This window comes from Cobetia sp. BMC6, assembly GCF_029991385.1.
In the GTDB taxonomy this organism is placed as follows: Bacteria; Pseudomonadota; Gammaproteobacteria; order Pseudomonadales; family Halomonadaceae; genus Cobetia.
Genome location: NZ_JAKUMF010000001.1, coordinates 84,914 through 100,775, shown reverse-complemented (window position 1 = coordinate 100,775; position 15,862 = coordinate 84,914). Strand labels below are relative to the sequence as shown.

Below are 15,862 nucleotides of genomic sequence, written 5' to 3'. Positions count from 1 at the left end.
AGCGCCGTGGGGAGACGCGCAAGAATTCAGGAGAGAACGTTGAGTACCAAGATCCAGGCCATTCGTGGCATGAACGACCTGCTGCCGGACCAGTCACCGGTATGGCAATACTTCGAGCACCAGGTGGAAGCGCTGATGGGCCAATACGGCTATCGCGAGATCCGCACCCCCATCGTCGAGCAGACCGCGCTGTTCAAGCGCTCCATCGGCGAAGTCACCGACATCGTCGAGAAGGAGATGTATACCTTCGACGACCGTAACGGCGACAGCCTGACCCTGCGTCCGGAAGGCACCGCCAGCTGCGTGCGCATGGCGATGGAGAATGGCCTGGTCCACAACCAGATCCAGCGTCTGTGGTACACCGGCCCGATGTTCCGCCACGAGCGCCCGCAGAAGGGCCGTTATCGTCAGTTCCATCAGGTGGGCGTCGAAGCCTACGGCATGGAAGGTCCGGACATCGATGCCGAGATGATCCTGATCTCCGCGCGTCTGTGGCGTCAGCTGGGCCTGCTGGAGCACGTCACGCTCGAGCTCAACTCGCTGGGTAGCCTCGAGGCGCGTGCCGCCTACCGTGACCTGCTGGTCGAATACTTCGAACAGCACCTGGATGTCCTCGACGAAGACTCCAAGCGTCGTCTGCACAGCAACCCGCTGCGCATCCTCGACACCAAGAACCCGGACATGGCCGCCGTCGTCGACGCCGCACCGCGTCTGGGGGATCACCTGGATGAAGAATCCCGCGTGCACTTCGAGGGCCTCAAGGCACGTCTCGACGCCGCCGGCATCGAGTACGTCATCAACCCGCGCCTGGTGCGTGGCCTCGATTACTACTCGCGCAGTGTGTTCGAATGGACCACCACCGCGCTGGGCAGCCAGGGCACCGTGTGTGCCGGCGGCCGCTACGACAGCCTGTTCGAACAGCTGGGCGGCAAGCCGGTACCGGCGGTCGGCTTCGCGATGGGCGTCGAACGCCTCATCCTGTTGCTCGAGACGCTGGAACTGGTACCGCAGGACGTCCGCGAGACCGTCGATGTCTACCTGATGTCGATGGGCGAGCAGGCCGAAGGCGAAGCCATGCGTCTGGCCGAAGAGCTGCGCACCGCCCTGCCCAACCTGCGCCTGGTGCTGCATTGCGGTGGCGGCAGCTTCAAGAGTCAGATGAAGAAGGCCGACAAGAGCGGTGCACGCATCGCGCTGATTCTTGGTGAGAATGAAGTCATCGAAGGCACGGTGGCGCTCAAGTTCCTGCGCGAGGAACGCGACCAGGAAACGCTGAACCAGCGTGCGCTGGGCGAACGTCTCGACAGCGTCTTCGACGCCTGAGACTGCCAATGAATATCGGGCGGAGAGCCAGCTCTCCGCCTCTCGAATGCAAGTGCCGGCATGCCGGCCAGGTCAAGGAGACCGCCCGTGGCGGAAGAGCTCAGAAGCGAAGAAGAACAGCTTGAAGCCATCAAGCGTTGGTGGAGCGAGAACGGCAAGTCACTGATTGCCGGTGTCGTACTGGCCGGCGCCGGTGTCTTTGCCTTCAAGGCCTGGCAGAACTACGAAGCCAGCCAGTCCGAAGCGGCCTCCGTGCGTTACCAGCAACTGATCAGCCTCGTCAGCCAGCCCAAGCTGGAAGACGCCGGTGTCAAGCAGGCGCGTACGTTGATCGGCGAACTGGAAAGCGAGCACGGCGACAGCCTCTACACCCAGATGGCGCACCTGCTGGATGCCAGCATGTCGGTCAAGGCCAACGATCTCGATGCAGCCGCCACGGCGCTGCAGAGCGTGATCGACAACAGCGATGACAGCTATCTGCAGGGGCTGGCCAGCCTGCGTCTGGCGCGAATCAACGTCGAGCGCGGCGACAACGACGCGGCACTCGCCCTGCTAAAGAGCCCGCCGGCGCCGCTGGCAGCGCAGGCGGCTGCGGTGCGTGGCGATGCCCTGGCCGCACAGGACAAGCGTGATGAGGCCATCGCCGCTTATCAGCAGGCCAGCGCCTTGTCGCAGGAAAGTGGTCAGCCGGTCTACGGTCTCGACCTGAAACTCGCCGATCTGGCTGCGGAGTCTTCTTCATGAGCGTCACTCGTCGTCTGAGCGTACCGGCCTCGCTGCTGGCCGTGAGTCTGCTGGCCGGTTGCGCCAGCAGTGCCCAACCGGAATATGCGCCCAAGGAGCTGGTCGATTTCGATCGCCAGGTCGCGCTGGATTCCGTCTGGAGCGAATCGGTCGGCAATGGCCTTGGCCGTGCCCACTATCCGTTGTCCCCGATCTTCGCCAACGACAGGCTGTTCGTCGGTGCCGAAGGCGGTGAACTGGAAGCCCTCGCCGCCGACAGTGGCGACGACATCTGGCAGACACGGTTGCCGGCTGGCATCACCAGCGCACTGAATGCCGATGCCTCCCGCCTGTACGTCGGTACGCGCGATGGCAAGGTCAGCGCCGTCAGCCAGGAAGATGGCAGCATCGAGTGGAGCACGCGTGTCTCCAGTGAAGTGCTGGCCGCGCCGCAGTACAACGACGAGCTGGTCGTGGTGCAGAGCGTCGATGGCACCGTGACCGCGCTTGATCGCTTCACCGGCGAAGAGCAGTGGGCCTATTCGGCCACGATTCCGGCTCTGACGCTGCGTGGCACCGGCGCACCGCGCGTCATCCAGCCGGTCACCTTCGCGGGCTTCGCCAACGGCAAGCTGGTCACGCTCGACAATCGCTCAGGTCAGGAACTGTGGGACCTGCGCGTTGCCGTGCCGGCCGGGCGTACCGAGGTGGACCAGCTGGTCGATCTCGATGGCCAGCCGGTGCTAACCCAGGATGGCCGCCTGTTCGTCACCAGCTACAACGGTCGCCTGATCGCGCTGGACGCTCGCAACGGCGAGCCGCTGTGGGACAAGCCGTCCTCCAGCTATCTGACGCCCATCGTGGTCGGCGATTACCTGTTCAGCATCGACAACGCCAGCCATGTGCTGGCGATGGATGCCAACACGGGCAACGTGCTGTGGAAGTCCGAAGACCTGGAAGGCCGCTGGCTGACCTCTCCGGCCTTCGTCGATGGCAAGCTGGTGGTCGGTGACTACGAAGGCTATGTGCACCTGATCGACGCCCAGAGCGGCGAGATGGCCGGCCGCTATGACGTGGGGGGCGATGGCATCAGCATTACCCCGCTGACCGAAGGCAAGCGCATCTATGTCTACACCAACGATGGAGAGCTGACGGCGCTGGACCTCGAAGCCCCGTAAGCCACTGATCGAGCGCGCACGTCAGCCTGCCCCGCAATCTGACATGCGCCTCGTTCAGCCCTCGTCACGACAACGGCAGCCACCTGGCTGCCGTTGTCGTAATGCGCCATTGGTAGCAACTCCCTGTCAATGCTAGAATGCTGCCCCCGCTGATCAGGCCTGCCGCACCACGCAGCCAATGATTCAGCCACGAGATATTTCCGCCGACAGTGCTGACCCCCTGTCGGCGGACCATACTGGATGCATGCGACGCCTGCGTCGTCATCCAGTGCCCCAAGTCCGATATCATCGCTATCGCCCTGCCTGCACAAGGTGCTTTCCAGCCATCATGGTTCGAAGCAGACCGTACGGGGCCGGCATCGATGCTATCCCTGCGAATGCTGTGAGATTCCATGAACCCCGTGATCGCCCTGGTCGGCCGCCCGAATGTCGGCAAGTCGACGCTATTCAATCGCCTCACCAAGACCCGTGATGCTCTGGTCGCCGATTTCCCCGGCCTGACCCGTGACCGCAAGTACGGCACCGGCAAGGTCGGCGGCAAGCCCTACACCGTCATCGACACCGGCGGCATCAGCGGTGACGAGGAAGGCATCGATCTGATGATGGCCGGCCAGTCCCTGGCCGCCATCGACGAAGCCGACATCGTGCTGTTCATGGTCGATGCGCGCGCCGGTCTGAACATGGCGGATGAGGCCATCGCCAATCACCTGCGCGTCAACCAGAAGAAGACCTGGCTGGTGGTCAACAAGACCGACGGCATGGACGAGGAGATCGGCAAGTCCGACTTCTGGACCCTGGGTCTGGGTGACCCGCGCGCCATCGCCGCCGAGCATGGCCGCAACGTCACCACGCTGCTGGAAGAGGTGCTCTCGCCCTACCCCGAAGTCGAGGAAGGCGAAGACGAGGACCTGCACCCGGAACTGGATGATCGCGGCGTGCGCATCGGCATCATCGGTCGCCCGAACGTCGGCAAGTCGACGTTGGTCAATCGCCTGCTGGGCGAAGAGCGCGTGGTCGTCTATGACCAGGCCGGTACCACCACCGACGCGGTGGAGATTCCCTTCGAGCGTCGTGGCAAGCCTTACCTGCTGGTCGACACCGCCGGGATCCGTCGTCGCAAGAACGTGCGCGAAGTGGTGGAGAAGTTCTCCATCATCAAGACACTGGAAGCGATCAAGAAGTGCAACGTCGCCGTGATGGTGCTCGATGCCCGCCAGGGGCTGGTCGAGCAGGACCTGCACCTGCTGGACTTCGTGCTGACCAGCGGCCGCGCGCTGGTGCTGGTGGTCAACAAATGGGATGGCCTGGAAAGCGAAGCCAAGGAGAAGATGCGCTCCGAGATCAAGCGTCGTCTGGGCTTTGCCGACTACGCTGACCTGCACTTCATCTCCGCGCTGCACGGCACTGCAGTGGGTGACCTCTACCCGTCCATCGACCGCGCCTTCGAAAGCGCCGTGGCCCGCTGGTCGACCAAGCGTCTGACCACCCTGCTGCAGGACGCCACCCAGGCGCACCAGCCGCCGATGGTCAACGGCCGTCGCATCAAGCTGCGCATGGCTCACCAGGGTGGCGCCAATCCGCCGCTGATCGTGGTGCACGGCAACCAGACCAACCGTCTGCCGGAAGCCTACAAGCGCTACCTGACCAACACCTTCCGCAAGGTGCTCAAGGTCAAGGGCACGCCGATGCGCTTCGAGTTCCGCTCCGGCGACAACCCCTTCGATGGGGCCCAGGGTGCTGATGACCGCGAGCGCGCGAAGGAGCGTTCACTGGCGCGTACCAAGGAAGCTCGCAAGGAGCGCAAGCAGCGCCGTTGATGGCGTGAACTGCGCCTGTGGGTGATGGCAGGCCAGCGGATCCGATCCGCCAGCCTGCCCCATGAAAAAGCCGCCCCTGCAGTCATCTGCAGGGGCGGCTTTTTCATGTCGCGAGCACTGATGTTTCAAGCATCTCAAGCGCCGCAGTCATCTCACGGGCGTCAAGCACCAGGCTCACGCCTCCAGCGTCTTCTGCCCCGCCCACAGATTGGCGAACTGCCAGGCGGCGCGCCCGCTACGCACCCCGCGCTGGGTAGCGTAGCGCAGCGCCTCGCCACGCGCCGCCTCATCGAAGCTGCCAGCGCCCAGACGCCATTCCACCCAATGCTGACAGGTCTCCAGATAGGCATCCTGATTGAAGGGGTGGAAGGCCAGCCACAGGCCGAAGCGGTCCGACAGCGAGATCTTCTCTTCCACCGCATCGCCATGATGCAGCTCGCCATCGACGATGTGGGTGGCCTGGTTGTCGCTCATGTGCTCCGGCAGAAGATGACGACGGTTGGAGGTGGCATATAGCAGCACATTCTCCGGCGGGCCGGTCAGTGTGCCATCCAGTACACTCTTGAGCGCCTTGTAGGCGTCATCACTGCCCTCGAAGGACAGGTCATCACAGTAGACGATGAAGCGATGCGGCTGCTGAGCCAGCTCGGCGACCAGCGCCGGCAGTGCCGGCAGGTCGTGGCGATCGATCTGGATCAGACGCAGCCCCTCACGACCCAGGGTATTGAGCAGTGCGCGGACCAGCGATGACTTGCCGGTACCACGCGCACCCCACAGCAGCGCGTGGTTGGCCGGCTTGCCCGCAAGGAAGGCGCGAGTGTTGGCCAGCAGCTCACGCTTCTGGCGTGCGATGCCGAGCAGATCCTCAAGTGTCAGGGCGTCACGCGGCGCGATCGGCGTCAGGCGCCCTCCCAGCGAGTGGCGAGTCCACAAGGCGGCGACATCGCGTGTCCAGTCCACTTCGACAGCCGTCGGCGGCAGCATCGGTTCGAGTCGGTCCAGCAGATGCGAGAGGCGGCGTTCAAACTCTGGCGACATGATGATTCCCTGTCAGATACATGGGGTCCGGGCCGTGGCAGGCCCATCAGATCACGCCCAGTATCTCATGCCCGGCGGGCCCGTCTGGCCCGACGTTGCTGTGATCTCAGCAACGTATCATTTCGCTGACTGCACCATTGCGTCTATCCGGTTATGCTATCTGCACGTTTCTTGCACGTTCAGCGTCGCCCTGCCGTGCGCTTGAAGATTGTCACGTCATCTAGCCAGGAGGCCCCAATGCCAGGATTGCTCGATCTCTCATCTCCCCGCGCCCTGCGTCGTCTGCTCCCGTTGGCGGCCCTTGCGGCGTCCGTCGCCCTGAGTGCCTGCGCCAGCTCTCCGCTGGGCCGCAGCCAGCTGACCCTCTACTCGGATCAGGAACTGGAGAAGATGGGGGAAGCCAGCTTCAGCAAGTACCAGCAGGAGCTGCCGGTGGTGGAAGGTCGTCAGGATGCCTACGTCAGCTGCGTGGCGGATGCGGTGACCGCCAAGGTGCCTGCCAGCTATGGCATCAGCGGCTGGCAGGTCAAGGTATTCGAGGACGAGTCCGCCAATGCCTTCGCGCTGCCGGGCGGCTATATCGGCGTCAACACCGGGTTGCTTGAGGTCGCCGAGAATCAGGACCAGCTGGCGACCGTCATCGGCCACGAGATCGCCCACGTGCTGGCGCGCCACGCCAACGAGCGCGTCTCGACCCAATCGCTGACCTCCGCCGGGTTGTCACTGACCCAGGCACTGGCAGGCCTCGAAGGCACCGGTGGCGATCAGCTCATGGGCCTGCTGGGCATGGGCGCGGAATACGGCGTGCTCAAGCCGTTCTCACGCTCCCACGAGTCCGAAGCCGACCTGCTGGGACTCGACCTGATGGCCGAAGCCGGCTTCGACCCGCGCGCCAGTATCAAGCTGTGGGCCAACATGAACGCTGCCGGTGGTGCGCAACCCCCGGTGTGGATGTCGACGCACCCCAGTGATGAGCAGCGCATGGCGGCCCTCAACGAGCGCCTCGAGACCGCTCTGCCGACCTATCAGCAGGCCCGCGCCGCCGGCGAGAAACCCGACTGCAATCGACTGCGCTGAAGCCAACTGTATGGTGTGGCTTGATCAGTCTCAGGTGTCAGTCTGAGGTAACACCCACTCGCGCGGCCCTCTGGAGAACCCGGGGCTGCGCGAGCGGCGGCAGTTTCCATCCAGCTGCCCGCCCCTTGCTTGTTGGCTGATCTTCCCCGCCTCTCCTTGGCCAGCTGCCCCTGGCAGCCTCTCCCATGGCTGGCTCACGCTACCCGCTCTCTGAACTATCGACCTGACTTCCCGAATGTAAAAAGAAGCCGTCAAATGTGTCGATATCCGCGAATCATGTAACCGCATTGCTAATCTGGAATCACCTGCTCGCCTGCGCACTGCTCATGCAGACACTTCAAGCGCAACGGAGCGAGCGTATTCCCGACACTCGCTTGAGGATGCCTTACATGACTCGACACGCACTCATCATTGACGACGACCCAGATTTTCGTGAACTCATCAACGGGCTGCTTTCCGCCCATGGTTTCGACTGCACGCAAAGCGAAGGGCTGCAGGACATCGCCTGCAACCCCGCCTGTCTGGAGACGGACCTCATCCTGGTGGACTACGAACTGGGCGACTTCACCGGAGATGATGTGCTCGGCTATCTACGCGAACGCAATGTCGAGGCGGGCATCATTCTGATGAGCGCCTGTCACAACGACGACATGCAAGCGATGGTCGCCAGGGGCAAGCGCAGCGGTCTGGAGATGCTGGGCCAACTCGGCAAACCCTTCGACATCATGCATCTGGCCTCTCTGCTGGCAGAGCTAGACAAGCAACGCAATCCGCTGACACTTGATGAGCTGGATGATGCTCTGACCGAGCGCCAGCTTCACCTCGTCTACCAGCCCAAGATCGACCTCGCCAGCGGCCGGCTCAGCGGCGCGGAGGCTCTCGTGCGCTGGCAGCATCCTCTACGCGGCATGGTCATGCCTAACCAGTTCATTGCCCTGGCGGAGCGCAGCAACCGTATCGAGGCCCTCACCTGGCAGGTCATCGAGCATGGCTTCCGCCAGCAGGGCCAATGGCAGTCCCAGGGGCTTCACCTTGATCTCGCTCTCAACCTGTCACCGCAGCTGCTGCGCACCCGTGACATGCTGAAGACGCTGGACGCCCTGGCCAGTCAGCATCATGTCGATCCGCACTCCATCACGCTGGAACTCACGGAGAGCTGCGGGATCGACTGCCTCACCTATGCTCGTCACCTGCTGAATGCCATTCGCGAGCGCGGCTATCGCCTGGCGCTGGATGACTTCGGCACCGGTTTCTCCTCGATGATGCAGCTCTACAACCTGCCATTCGACGAGCTGAAGATCGACCAATGCTTCGTCGGGCGCAGCGACAGCCACCCGGAAGCGCGCGCCATCACCCGTACCATCGTCGAACTGGGTCAGCGCCTGAATCTCGCAGTGGTCGGTGAAGGCATCGAGACCGCGGAACAACGCGATTACCTCTGCGATACCCGCTGCAATATCGGCCAGGGTTATCTGTTCGCGCGCCCCATGCCCGTCACCGATTTCAATGCCTGGAGTCGCTGCCCGCCCAGCGCTGTCAATGCACTCAGCCAACGCCACGCCTCCGCCGTCCACTGAGGGAGCTGACATCCCCCGCAACACAAGACAGTCAGCGGAAATACCGCAACTCCTTCACTACACAGACGCCACCCATGTCACCATGGGTGGCGTCTGTGTAGTGAGGGCCAGGATGAAGAGAACGAGTGAAGGCGGGAACGGGAGAACAAGAGGGGCGGTAGTGAAGCTAACAGCGATCTATCACGCCATCACGTCCCAATACTCTCAGGAGAACAGATAGCCTTCTGCGAGGAGGCTGTCCCGCGTCGGTATACACAAGGAGCGCAACGTGGCGACATGCTGGTGTACCCGGGGCATGTCGTCGCTGCTCACGGCCTCCTCCAGCGCCTTGGCGCCACCGGCAATGCCGCTGCATCCCAGCGAGGCTGACGCCCCTTTCAGGGAGTGTGCCTCGCGCTTGAGCTCCGTAAGATCCCTCTGCTTCAGCAGAGTTACCATTAGATCAAGGCGTCCTTCGAGCCGCGTCAGATAATTGCTCAGCAGCCGTGAATAGGCCTCGCCACTCAGGGTCGCGAGCAGCTCCTGACAGGTTGCGTGTTGCAGCAATGACGGCGCGGCATCAGACAGAGCGCGCGCGACTGAGTCGTCAGTTGCCACATCGAGCGCCGGAGCAGCGTCGATCTGCGCGTCCTGATCTTCAGCCGCTGACGAGCTGACGCCATCATCGCCAGGTGCCTGCACGGCGGTTGTCCGCTCGCCAGCCGAAGCCTCTGGCTTGTCTGGCGCGAGCACCTTCTCCTGCGAATCAGAGCTCTGGACCAGATACTGTTGCAGTACCCGATGCAGATCATCACGCGTGAAAGGTTTGTGCAGCACCCCCTGCATGCCGGCATCGATACAGCGGCGTGCATCCTCCTGCATCACGTTGGCGGTCATCGCGATGATCGGCAGACGAGCGCTGGCGGGTTGCTCGGCCTCGTGATGACGCCAGCGACGCGTTGTCTCGACGCCATCCAGTACCGGCATCTGCATGTCCATGAACACCAGATCGACATCGTTGCCAGCCTGCGCCAGCCATTCGAGTGCCTGCTCACCGTCTTCCACCACCGTGACCTGCTGTCCCAGATACTCGAGCATGGCCCGCGCCAGTGACTGATTGACCTCGTTGTCTTCCACCACCAGCACGCTTGCGTGGGGCAAGGGCGCATCTCCCACCGCCTGCTGCGGACAAGCCTCGGCGGCGGTCAATACCGGCAATGGCACGCGGCACCAGAAGCGGCTGCCGAGCCCGAGATGGCTCTCGACGCCGATCTCGCCGCCCATCGCCTCCACCAGTCGCTTACAGATGGCAAGCCCGAGCCCGGTGCCTTCATGACGGCGCGCAATCGAGGTATCCACCTGGGTGAAGGGGGCAAACAACTGGCTCACCTGGTCGGCGGCGATCCCGCAACCGCTGTCGTGAACCTCGAAATGAAGCGTCTCGCCATCTTCCAATGATGCCCTCAGCCGGATGGTGCCCTGGGGACAGAACTTGAAGGCGTTGTTGAGCAGGTTGGTCAGTACCTGACGCAGGCGATTGACGTCCCCCTTGACCCAGATAGGCAGGTCATCGCCACGTTCTTCGAGGAAGATGCGCGAGCATCCCTTGCCGGCATTGCCTGTCTGGCGATGGTAGTGCGCGGCCAGGGAATCGAGGAATTCGGGCAGCGAGAAGCAGCGCTGATCCAGTTCCAGCTTGCCGGCTTCGATCTTGGAATAATCCAGCACATCATTGATGACGGCCTGCAGACTCTCGGCACTCTGGCGTAACATCGCCAGATATTGCTGGCCACGCCGGGTCGAGACTTCCTCGCCGATGAGGTCCGACACGCCGACCATGCCATTGAGCGGGGTGCGTATCTCATGGCTCATGATCGCCATGAATTCCGACTTGGCACGACTGGCCGCCTGAGCCAGCTGCACCATGCCATCCAGCTCCTGGGTGCGTTCCTCCAGCTTGCGGGTCTTTGAGGCCCGTCCGCGACTCTCGACGATCAGCGCGACCACCAGCACGATGCCGCTCAACGTCATCAGCAGCACCAGCGACAGTGCGAGGGCATACAGGTTCAGGAGCTCCGAGCGCTCCTTGGTGCGTTGGATAGCGGCCTCGGAATTGATGTTCAGCAGCAGCTCGCCGGTCTGCTCCTGAAGCGAGGCAAGCCGGCTGAGTATCTGAACATAGAGGGACGCATCACGCGCCTGACGACTCGCCAGGTCCATGATGGCGCTGTCCAGCACCTCGATTCTGGGCAACATGGCCATCAACTGGGAATGCAGATCGGGCATCCCCGCCAGCATGCTGCCCAATTGGCCGCTTTGCAGAAGCTGCACCCGGCTATAGAGGATGTCGAGCCGCAACAGCAGCTCGCTGTCATCCATCAAGGCGGGCGGCGTCGGGGTCTTCTGTTCCTCGGCCACCACCATGCGCAGCTCGCGAACTTCCCTGTCGAACTGATAGACCGCCCAGATCAGATTCTCACGCAGCTTGTGCTCGAGTGCCTGCTGACGCTGATAGACCAGAACGCCAGTCACCAATGCCGAGACGAAGAACAACGTCGCGGCAATGGCGATGGCGGTTCTGAAATGCAGGGAACGGAGTGGGTTCATGCACGGGCATCCTGCCAGAGCTCATGAAGTTGAGCGGTAAAAGCGGGGTCAGCGTTCAATTTCAATGCGCTTCACCTGCCAGACAGAGCGGGTCATGATTTCCTCGTTGAGGAGATCCGGCTGCTCACTGAAGGGGTAGATGATGAAGATGGGGCCATTGTCGCGCACACGCAGTCGCTTGCCATCGACTTCCATGGCCAGTATCACCGGATGATCGAAATAGTCCTGCACCGGCGCGGTGGCGGCGTAGTCGTTGAGCGCCACGATACGCATGGTGCCATCCTCGACGCCCACTGCCTCCATCAACGCTGAACCGAGCGGACCGCTGAAGCTCACTTCGCCGTCATGCCAGGGAGTCGTGGTCACGGTTTCCCGTTGCGTCAGCGCCATGAGCATGGCGCGATCGAAATGCGCCTCGCCTCCGGCGTTGGCATGGGTAACATCCCCGGTGACGCGCAGCACCACCGGCCCCTGCGGAGCCTCGAGGGCCATGGCGAAGGGGGAAAACGACAGTGTCAGCAGCACAAGCCAGTGGCGCATACGGGGTAACGCCATGGTGAGGCATCGCAGGAGAATGAGAAGCGGCATGGGAAGACTCCAGGGGTCATGGACAACCATGGACGACGGCCGGGGATTCGCCGTCGCGTATCATCCTCGCCATTCACGCGTCAGCAGCGGCACCGCGCCATAAAGCAGCGAGAGGGGATGAACTCGAGTATATGTCGTCATCGTCCTGCCAAACGTGAACCATTGTGACGCGGTCTCACGCAAGAGACGCGTAGACTGCTTGCGATACCCACGCAGGGAGGCAGCGACATGCAAATCGGCATTCTGGAAGATGATCATGATCAACGTGATTACCTGACCCTGTGTCTAGAGGCCCAGGGACATGAGCTGGCAGGCTTCGAGCGCGCCAGTCAGTTGTTGCGCGCACTGCGCGAGCACAGCTTCGACCTGCTGATCATCGACTGGCAACTGCCGGATGCCTGCGGCATGGAGCTGACACGCACGCTGCGCAGCGAGCACGGCTGGCGGGGGCTGATCCTGTTCATCACCGCAAGCCAGGGAGAGGAGGATGTCGTGCATGCGCTTCAGCACGGTGCCGATGACTTCCTGGCCAAGCCGATCCGCCCTGCCGAGCTCGCGGCGCGTGTGGAAGCGCTGGGCAGGCGTTTCGTCACCTCCGACACCAATTACCTGCAACCCAAGGTGGCCATCAGCGATCAATACCGGATCGAGCCGGATGAACATACCATCTGGTGCGGCGAGGAGCCGGTCGCCCTGACCCAGCGCGAGTATCAGCTGGCCTCCCTGCTGCTGCGCCATGTCGGAGAGCTTTACTCACGCGCCTACCTGCTGGAGATGATCTGGGGGGTCAACGGGGATATCTCGACCCGTACGGTCGACACCCACGTCAGCCGCTTGCGGCGCAAGTTAGGACTGAACGGCAGCCGTGGGCTCAGGCTGAAAAGCGTCTATCAGTACGGATATCGGCTCGAATCCTGTGCCACGGCCCCCGTCAAGAGCAGTTGAGCATCAACAGCGAGGCGTGAGCACGCTGGACCGTGGCCAACAAAAAAAGAGCGGGAGACTCGTTAGAGTCCCCCGCTCTTTTTCAACGTCTACCGCCTGGCTGTTCATCTGGCTGGCCGTCTGAAACGACGTGCACGCCTGGCAAGCCCACGCGGTTCACCCCTCCGCCAGCAACCTGCGCAACATGCCCGCCACCGGCCCCGTCTCCGGTCGCTTGTGACGCCACAGGAAGTAGGATTCGGCCGCCTGCTCCACCAGCATGCCGAGACCATCCTCGACCCGCGCACCGCGCTCGCTGGCCCAGCGCATGAAGACGGTCGGCTCGGCGGCATACATCATGTCGTAGGCGAGCGCCTGCGGAGAGAACAGCGAATCCGGCAACGGCGGCAGCTCGCCGCCCAGCGATGCGCTGGTGCCATTGATGACCAGATCGAACGGGCCCTCGATGGCCGCATAACTGCCGCCGGACAACTGGCAGCCTTCTCCCGCCAGGTCAGCGAAGTCCTCGGCCAGCGCACTGGCCTTGGCAGCGGTGCGATTGGCGATCACCAATGCCGCCGGCTGCTTGGCCAGCAGGGGCTCCAGCACACCACGCACGGCGCCCCCCGCGCCGAGAATCAGGATGCGCGCCCCCTTGAGCGGCGCCTCGAGACGCTCGAGATCACGGGTCAGGCCGACACCATCGGTGGTATCGCCGTACAGCTGCCCCGTCTTGCCGAGCATCAGCGTATTGACGGCGCCGGCGCGTCGGGCACGCGGACTCAGCACATCGACCAGCCGGAAGGCCTGCTCCTTGAAGGGCATGGTGACATTCGCCCCCTGGCCACCTTCGGCGACGAACTCGGCCCATCCGGCCGCGAAGTCATCGACCGGCGCCAATCGTGCCTCATAACTCAGGGAGTCCTTGAGCTGCTCAGCGAAGGAGCGATGGATCAACGGGGATTTCGAGTGGGCAATCGGGTTGCCGAATACAGCGTAACGGGACATCAGGACTCCGGGGCAATCACAGAAAAGCGTCAGGTCAATGTGGCGATCAGGCCTCTTCGCCCAGCCAGTCGCGGGCATGCAGGAAGTCGCGATACAACACCGCTTCGGTACTGCCTTCCTCGGGCTCGTAGCCGTACTCCCAGTGCACCACCGGCGGCATCGACATCAGGATCGACTCGGTACGTCCGCCGCTCTGCAGGCCAAACAGCGTGCCACGGTCCCAGACCAGGTTGAACTCCACGTAGCGCCCGCGGCGATAGAGCTGGAAGTTGCGTTCACGCTCACCATAGGCCGTCTCGCGGCGGCGCTCGACGATGGGCAGATACGCCTCAAGGAAGCTGTCGCCGACGGATTGCTGGAAGGCGAAACAGCGCTCGAAGCCCCACTCGTTGAGGTCATCGAAGAACAGGCCACCCACGCCCCGCGTCTCGTCGCGATGCTTGAGGTAGAAGTACTCGTCACACCAGGCCTTGTAGCGCGGATAGACATCACTGCCGAAGGCGATGCAGGCATCATAGGCCGTCTGGTGCCAGTGACGCGCGTCTTCTTCATGCGGGTAGAACGGCGTCAGATCGTAGCCGCCCCCGAACCACCATACCGGCGCTTCGCCCTCCTTCTCGGCGATGAAGAAGCGCACATTGCCATGGCTGGTCGGCACGTGCGGGTTGTGCGGATGCAACACCCAGCTGACCCCGACGGCGTGGAAGCTGCGACCGGCCAGCTCCGGACGCACCGCCGTCGCGGAAGCCGGCAATTCATGCCCGAAGACATGCGAGAAATTGACGCCACCCTTCTCGAAGACGCCGCCATTCTCGATGACTCGTGAGCGACCACCGCCGCCCTCGGCACGCTCCCAGCTGTCTTCACGGAAACTTGCCTGGCCATCGCAGGCTTGCAGTGCCTCGCACAGGCGGTCTTGCAGATCGAGCAGGTAGACCTTGACGTCTTCGAGATTGGCGTGGGCCACGATGCCTCCGGTAGAACGGGAATGAATGATGACGGGGCGACACCCGTCGTTGGCCGCTGCTGGCGGTGAACTACCAGCTTACCGCGACACGCTACGCTCGGCAGGCCGGAAGATACCCCTATTGGGCACCTGGATGACGCGGCACTGATCTGGATCAACCCGAGCGGCGATCCTGCTGCTCAGGCGCGTAGTACCTTGCCGGTCGCGAGATCACGAATGGTGCTGGGTCGCGGGTTGCCACCGAGCGGCCCCTCGAGGATCACGTCATTGACCAGCGCGTCGCCGAAGGCGTCACGCACCTCGTCTGCAGTCATGGCAGGCGACTCGCCGGCGCGGTTGGCCGAGGTCGACACCAGCGGGCCACCGAAGGCGGCGCACAATGCCCGGACCAGCGGATGATCGGTCACGCGCACGGCCAGGCTGACGTGCTCACCGCGCAGCAAGGGGTGCGCACGGCCATTGTCAGGCACCAACCAGGTATAGGGCCCGGGCCAGCTGGCCAGCAGCTGCTCACGCTGCTCGACGGTAACTCCCGCCAACCAAGGTTCCAGCTGAGCGATATCACCGGCGATCAGGATCAGGCCCTTGGCGGCGTCACGGGACTTGAGCTTGATCAACCGTGCCAAGGCCTCACCATCATCGGGATCACACCCCAGCCCCCAGACGGCCTCGGTGGGATAAGCAACGATGCCCCCATTGCGAAGACAGGCAGCGGCGCCGTCGAGGGCACGCTGATCCAGCGAAACATCACTGACATTCATGATCTGCTCGAACTCCTAGCTGCGGCAACACGATGGCGGCGATTCTAGCACGCTCACCGGCGCGAGACCGACGCTGCACATCGACGCAACACGGCGTCGCGCCGGGGTGGCATAGGCGCACCGCCCAGTTCACGGCATGATGAATGGGTCCATCGCCCTCAGGGTATTGCGAAACTGACGCAAAGGCTTGTTTCAAAAGACTATCGAGATCATTTGGACACTTTGCTGGACAGTCTTCAGCGCCGGGCCTGGTGGCGTTTCCCCCACTTTCCCTCCCTCTTTTCTTCAGACAAGG

13 protein-coding genes are annotated in these 15,862 nt (G+C 63.0%); 7 read left to right on the top strand and 6 right to left on the bottom strand.

Translation table 11 applies throughout. The features are described from left to right. Positions 1–39 precede the first annotated feature (39 nt). The 4 genes from hisS to der all read left to right on the top strand — a co-directional run bounded on the left by hisS (position 40) and on the right by der (position 5,041). On the top strand, positions 40–1,323 hold the full coding sequence (gene hisS, locus MKZ40_RS00410) for a histidine--tRNA ligase (RefSeq protein WP_175089139.1): 1,284 nt from the start codon (positions 40–42) through the stop codon (positions 1,321–1,323). 87 nt (positions 1,324–1,410) lie between these two features. Continuing rightward, entirely contained in the window at positions 1,411–2,067 is a 657-nt protein-coding gene (locus tag MKZ40_RS00405; RefSeq protein ID WP_233593351.1) for a tetratricopeptide repeat protein, read from the top strand. Continuing rightward, on the top strand, positions 2,064–3,224 hold the full coding sequence (bamB, locus tag MKZ40_RS00400; RefSeq protein WP_175089137.1) for an outer membrane protein assembly factor BamB: 1,161 nt from the start codon (positions 2,064–2,066) through the stop codon (positions 3,222–3,224). Before MKZ40_RS00405 ends, bamB begins: the two co-directional genes overlap by 4 nt. Before the next feature lie 392 nt (positions 3,225–3,616). After that, on the top strand, positions 3,617–5,041 hold the full coding sequence (gene der / locus MKZ40_RS00395) for a ribosome biogenesis GTPase Der (protein ID WP_043333806.1): 1,425 nt from the start codon (positions 3,617–3,619) through the stop codon (positions 5,039–5,041). 174 nt (positions 5,042–5,215) lie between these two features. Here der and MKZ40_RS00390 read toward each other — a convergent pair whose 3' ends face one another. Next, positions 5,216–6,079, bottom strand: a complete 864-nt coding sequence (locus tag MKZ40_RS00390; RefSeq protein WP_175089136.1) for an ATP-binding protein — start codon at positions 6,077–6,079, stop codon at positions 5,216–5,218. Between the two features lie 237 nt (positions 6,080–6,316). Between MKZ40_RS00390 and MKZ40_RS00385 the strand changes: the two genes are divergently transcribed. After that, positions 6,317–7,156 (top strand): M48 family metallopeptidase, encoded by an 840-nt coding sequence (locus MKZ40_RS00385; RefSeq protein WP_175089135.1) that lies wholly within the window; start codon positions 6,317–6,319, stop codon positions 7,154–7,156. Positions 7,157–7,545: 389 nt separating this feature from the next. Next, positions 7,546–8,733 (top strand): EAL domain-containing response regulator, encoded by a 1,188-nt coding sequence (locus MKZ40_RS00380; RefSeq protein WP_175089134.1) that lies wholly within the window; start codon positions 7,546–7,548, stop codon positions 8,731–8,733. Positions 8,734–8,937: 204 nt separating this feature from the next. Here the strand turns inward: MKZ40_RS00380 and MKZ40_RS00375 are convergent, their stop codons facing one another. Both MKZ40_RS00375 and MKZ40_RS00370 read right to left on the bottom strand, forming a co-directional pair. Then, positions 8,938–11,319 carry an ATP-binding protein gene (locus MKZ40_RS00375; protein WP_175089133.1) on the bottom strand — a complete coding sequence of 794 codons (2,382 nt, stop codon included), beginning with the start codon at positions 11,317–11,319 and terminating at the stop codon, positions 8,938–8,940. A 48-nt stretch (positions 11,320–11,367) separates the two neighbouring features. Continuing rightward, positions 11,368–11,874, bottom strand: coding sequence for a hypothetical protein (locus MKZ40_RS00370; protein WP_254627047.1), 507 nt, complete (start codon positions 11,872–11,874; stop codon positions 11,368–11,370). A gap of 261 nt (positions 11,875–12,135) precedes the next feature. Here MKZ40_RS00370 and MKZ40_RS00365 point away from each other — a divergent pair, with 261 nt between their 5' ends. Beyond that, positions 12,136–12,852 (top strand): response regulator transcription factor, encoded by a 717-nt coding sequence (locus tag MKZ40_RS00365; protein ID WP_175089132.1) that lies wholly within the window; start codon positions 12,136–12,138, stop codon positions 12,850–12,852. Between the two features lie 156 nt (positions 12,853–13,008). Here the strand turns inward: MKZ40_RS00365 and aroE are convergent, their stop codons facing one another. The 3 genes from aroE to MKZ40_RS00350 form a co-directional block, all read right to left on the bottom strand. After that, positions 13,009–13,842, bottom strand: a complete 834-nt coding sequence (gene aroE, locus MKZ40_RS00360; protein ID WP_175089301.1) for a shikimate dehydrogenase — start codon at positions 13,840–13,842, stop codon at positions 13,009–13,011. A 43-nt stretch (positions 13,843–13,885) separates the two neighbouring features. Further along, complete coding sequence (hemF, locus tag MKZ40_RS00355; protein ID WP_175089131.1) at positions 13,886–14,806, bottom strand: oxygen-dependent coproporphyrinogen oxidase; 921 nt, start codon at positions 14,804–14,806, stop codon at positions 13,886–13,888. A gap of 179 nt (positions 14,807–14,985) precedes the next feature. Beyond that, complete coding sequence (locus tag MKZ40_RS00350; RefSeq protein ID WP_175089130.1) at positions 14,986–15,567, bottom strand: Sua5/YciO/YrdC/YwlC family protein; 582 nt, start codon at positions 15,565–15,567, stop codon at positions 14,986–14,988. Between the last annotated feature and the right edge of the window lie 295 nt (positions 15,568–15,862).

Bases quoted from the DNA above. Each gene is read 5' to 3' on its own strand.
- bamB (WP_175089137.1), top strand. From the start codon at position 2,064: ATGAGCGTCACTCGTCGTCTGAGCGTACCGGCCTCGCTGCTGGCCGTG.
- der (WP_043333806.1), top strand. From the start codon at position 3,617: ATGAACCCCGTGATCGCCCTGGTCGGCCGCCCGAATGTCGGCAAGTCG.
- MKZ40_RS00390 (WP_175089136.1), bottom strand. From the start codon at position 6,079: ATGTCGCCAGAGTTTGAACGCCGCCTCTCGCATCTGCTGGACCGACTC.
- MKZ40_RS00385 (WP_175089135.1), top strand. From the start codon at position 6,317: ATGCCAGGATTGCTCGATCTCTCATCTCCCCGCGCCCTGCGTCGTCTG.
- MKZ40_RS00380 (WP_175089134.1), top strand. From the start codon at position 7,546: ATGACTCGACACGCACTCATCATTGACGACGACCCAGATTTTCGTGAA.
- MKZ40_RS00375 (WP_175089133.1), bottom strand. From the start codon at position 11,319: ATGAACCCACTCCGTTCCCTGCATTTCAGAACCGCCATCGCCATTGCC.
- MKZ40_RS00370 (WP_254627047.1), bottom strand. From the start codon at position 11,874: ATGGCGTTACCCCGTATGCGCCACTGGCTTGTGCTGCTGACACTGTCG.
- MKZ40_RS00365 (WP_175089132.1), top strand. From the start codon at position 12,136: ATGCAAATCGGCATTCTGGAAGATGATCATGATCAACGTGATTACCTG.
- MKZ40_RS00350 (WP_175089130.1), bottom strand. From the start codon at position 15,567: ATGAATGTCAGTGATGTTTCGCTGGATCAGCGTGCCCTCGACGGCGCC.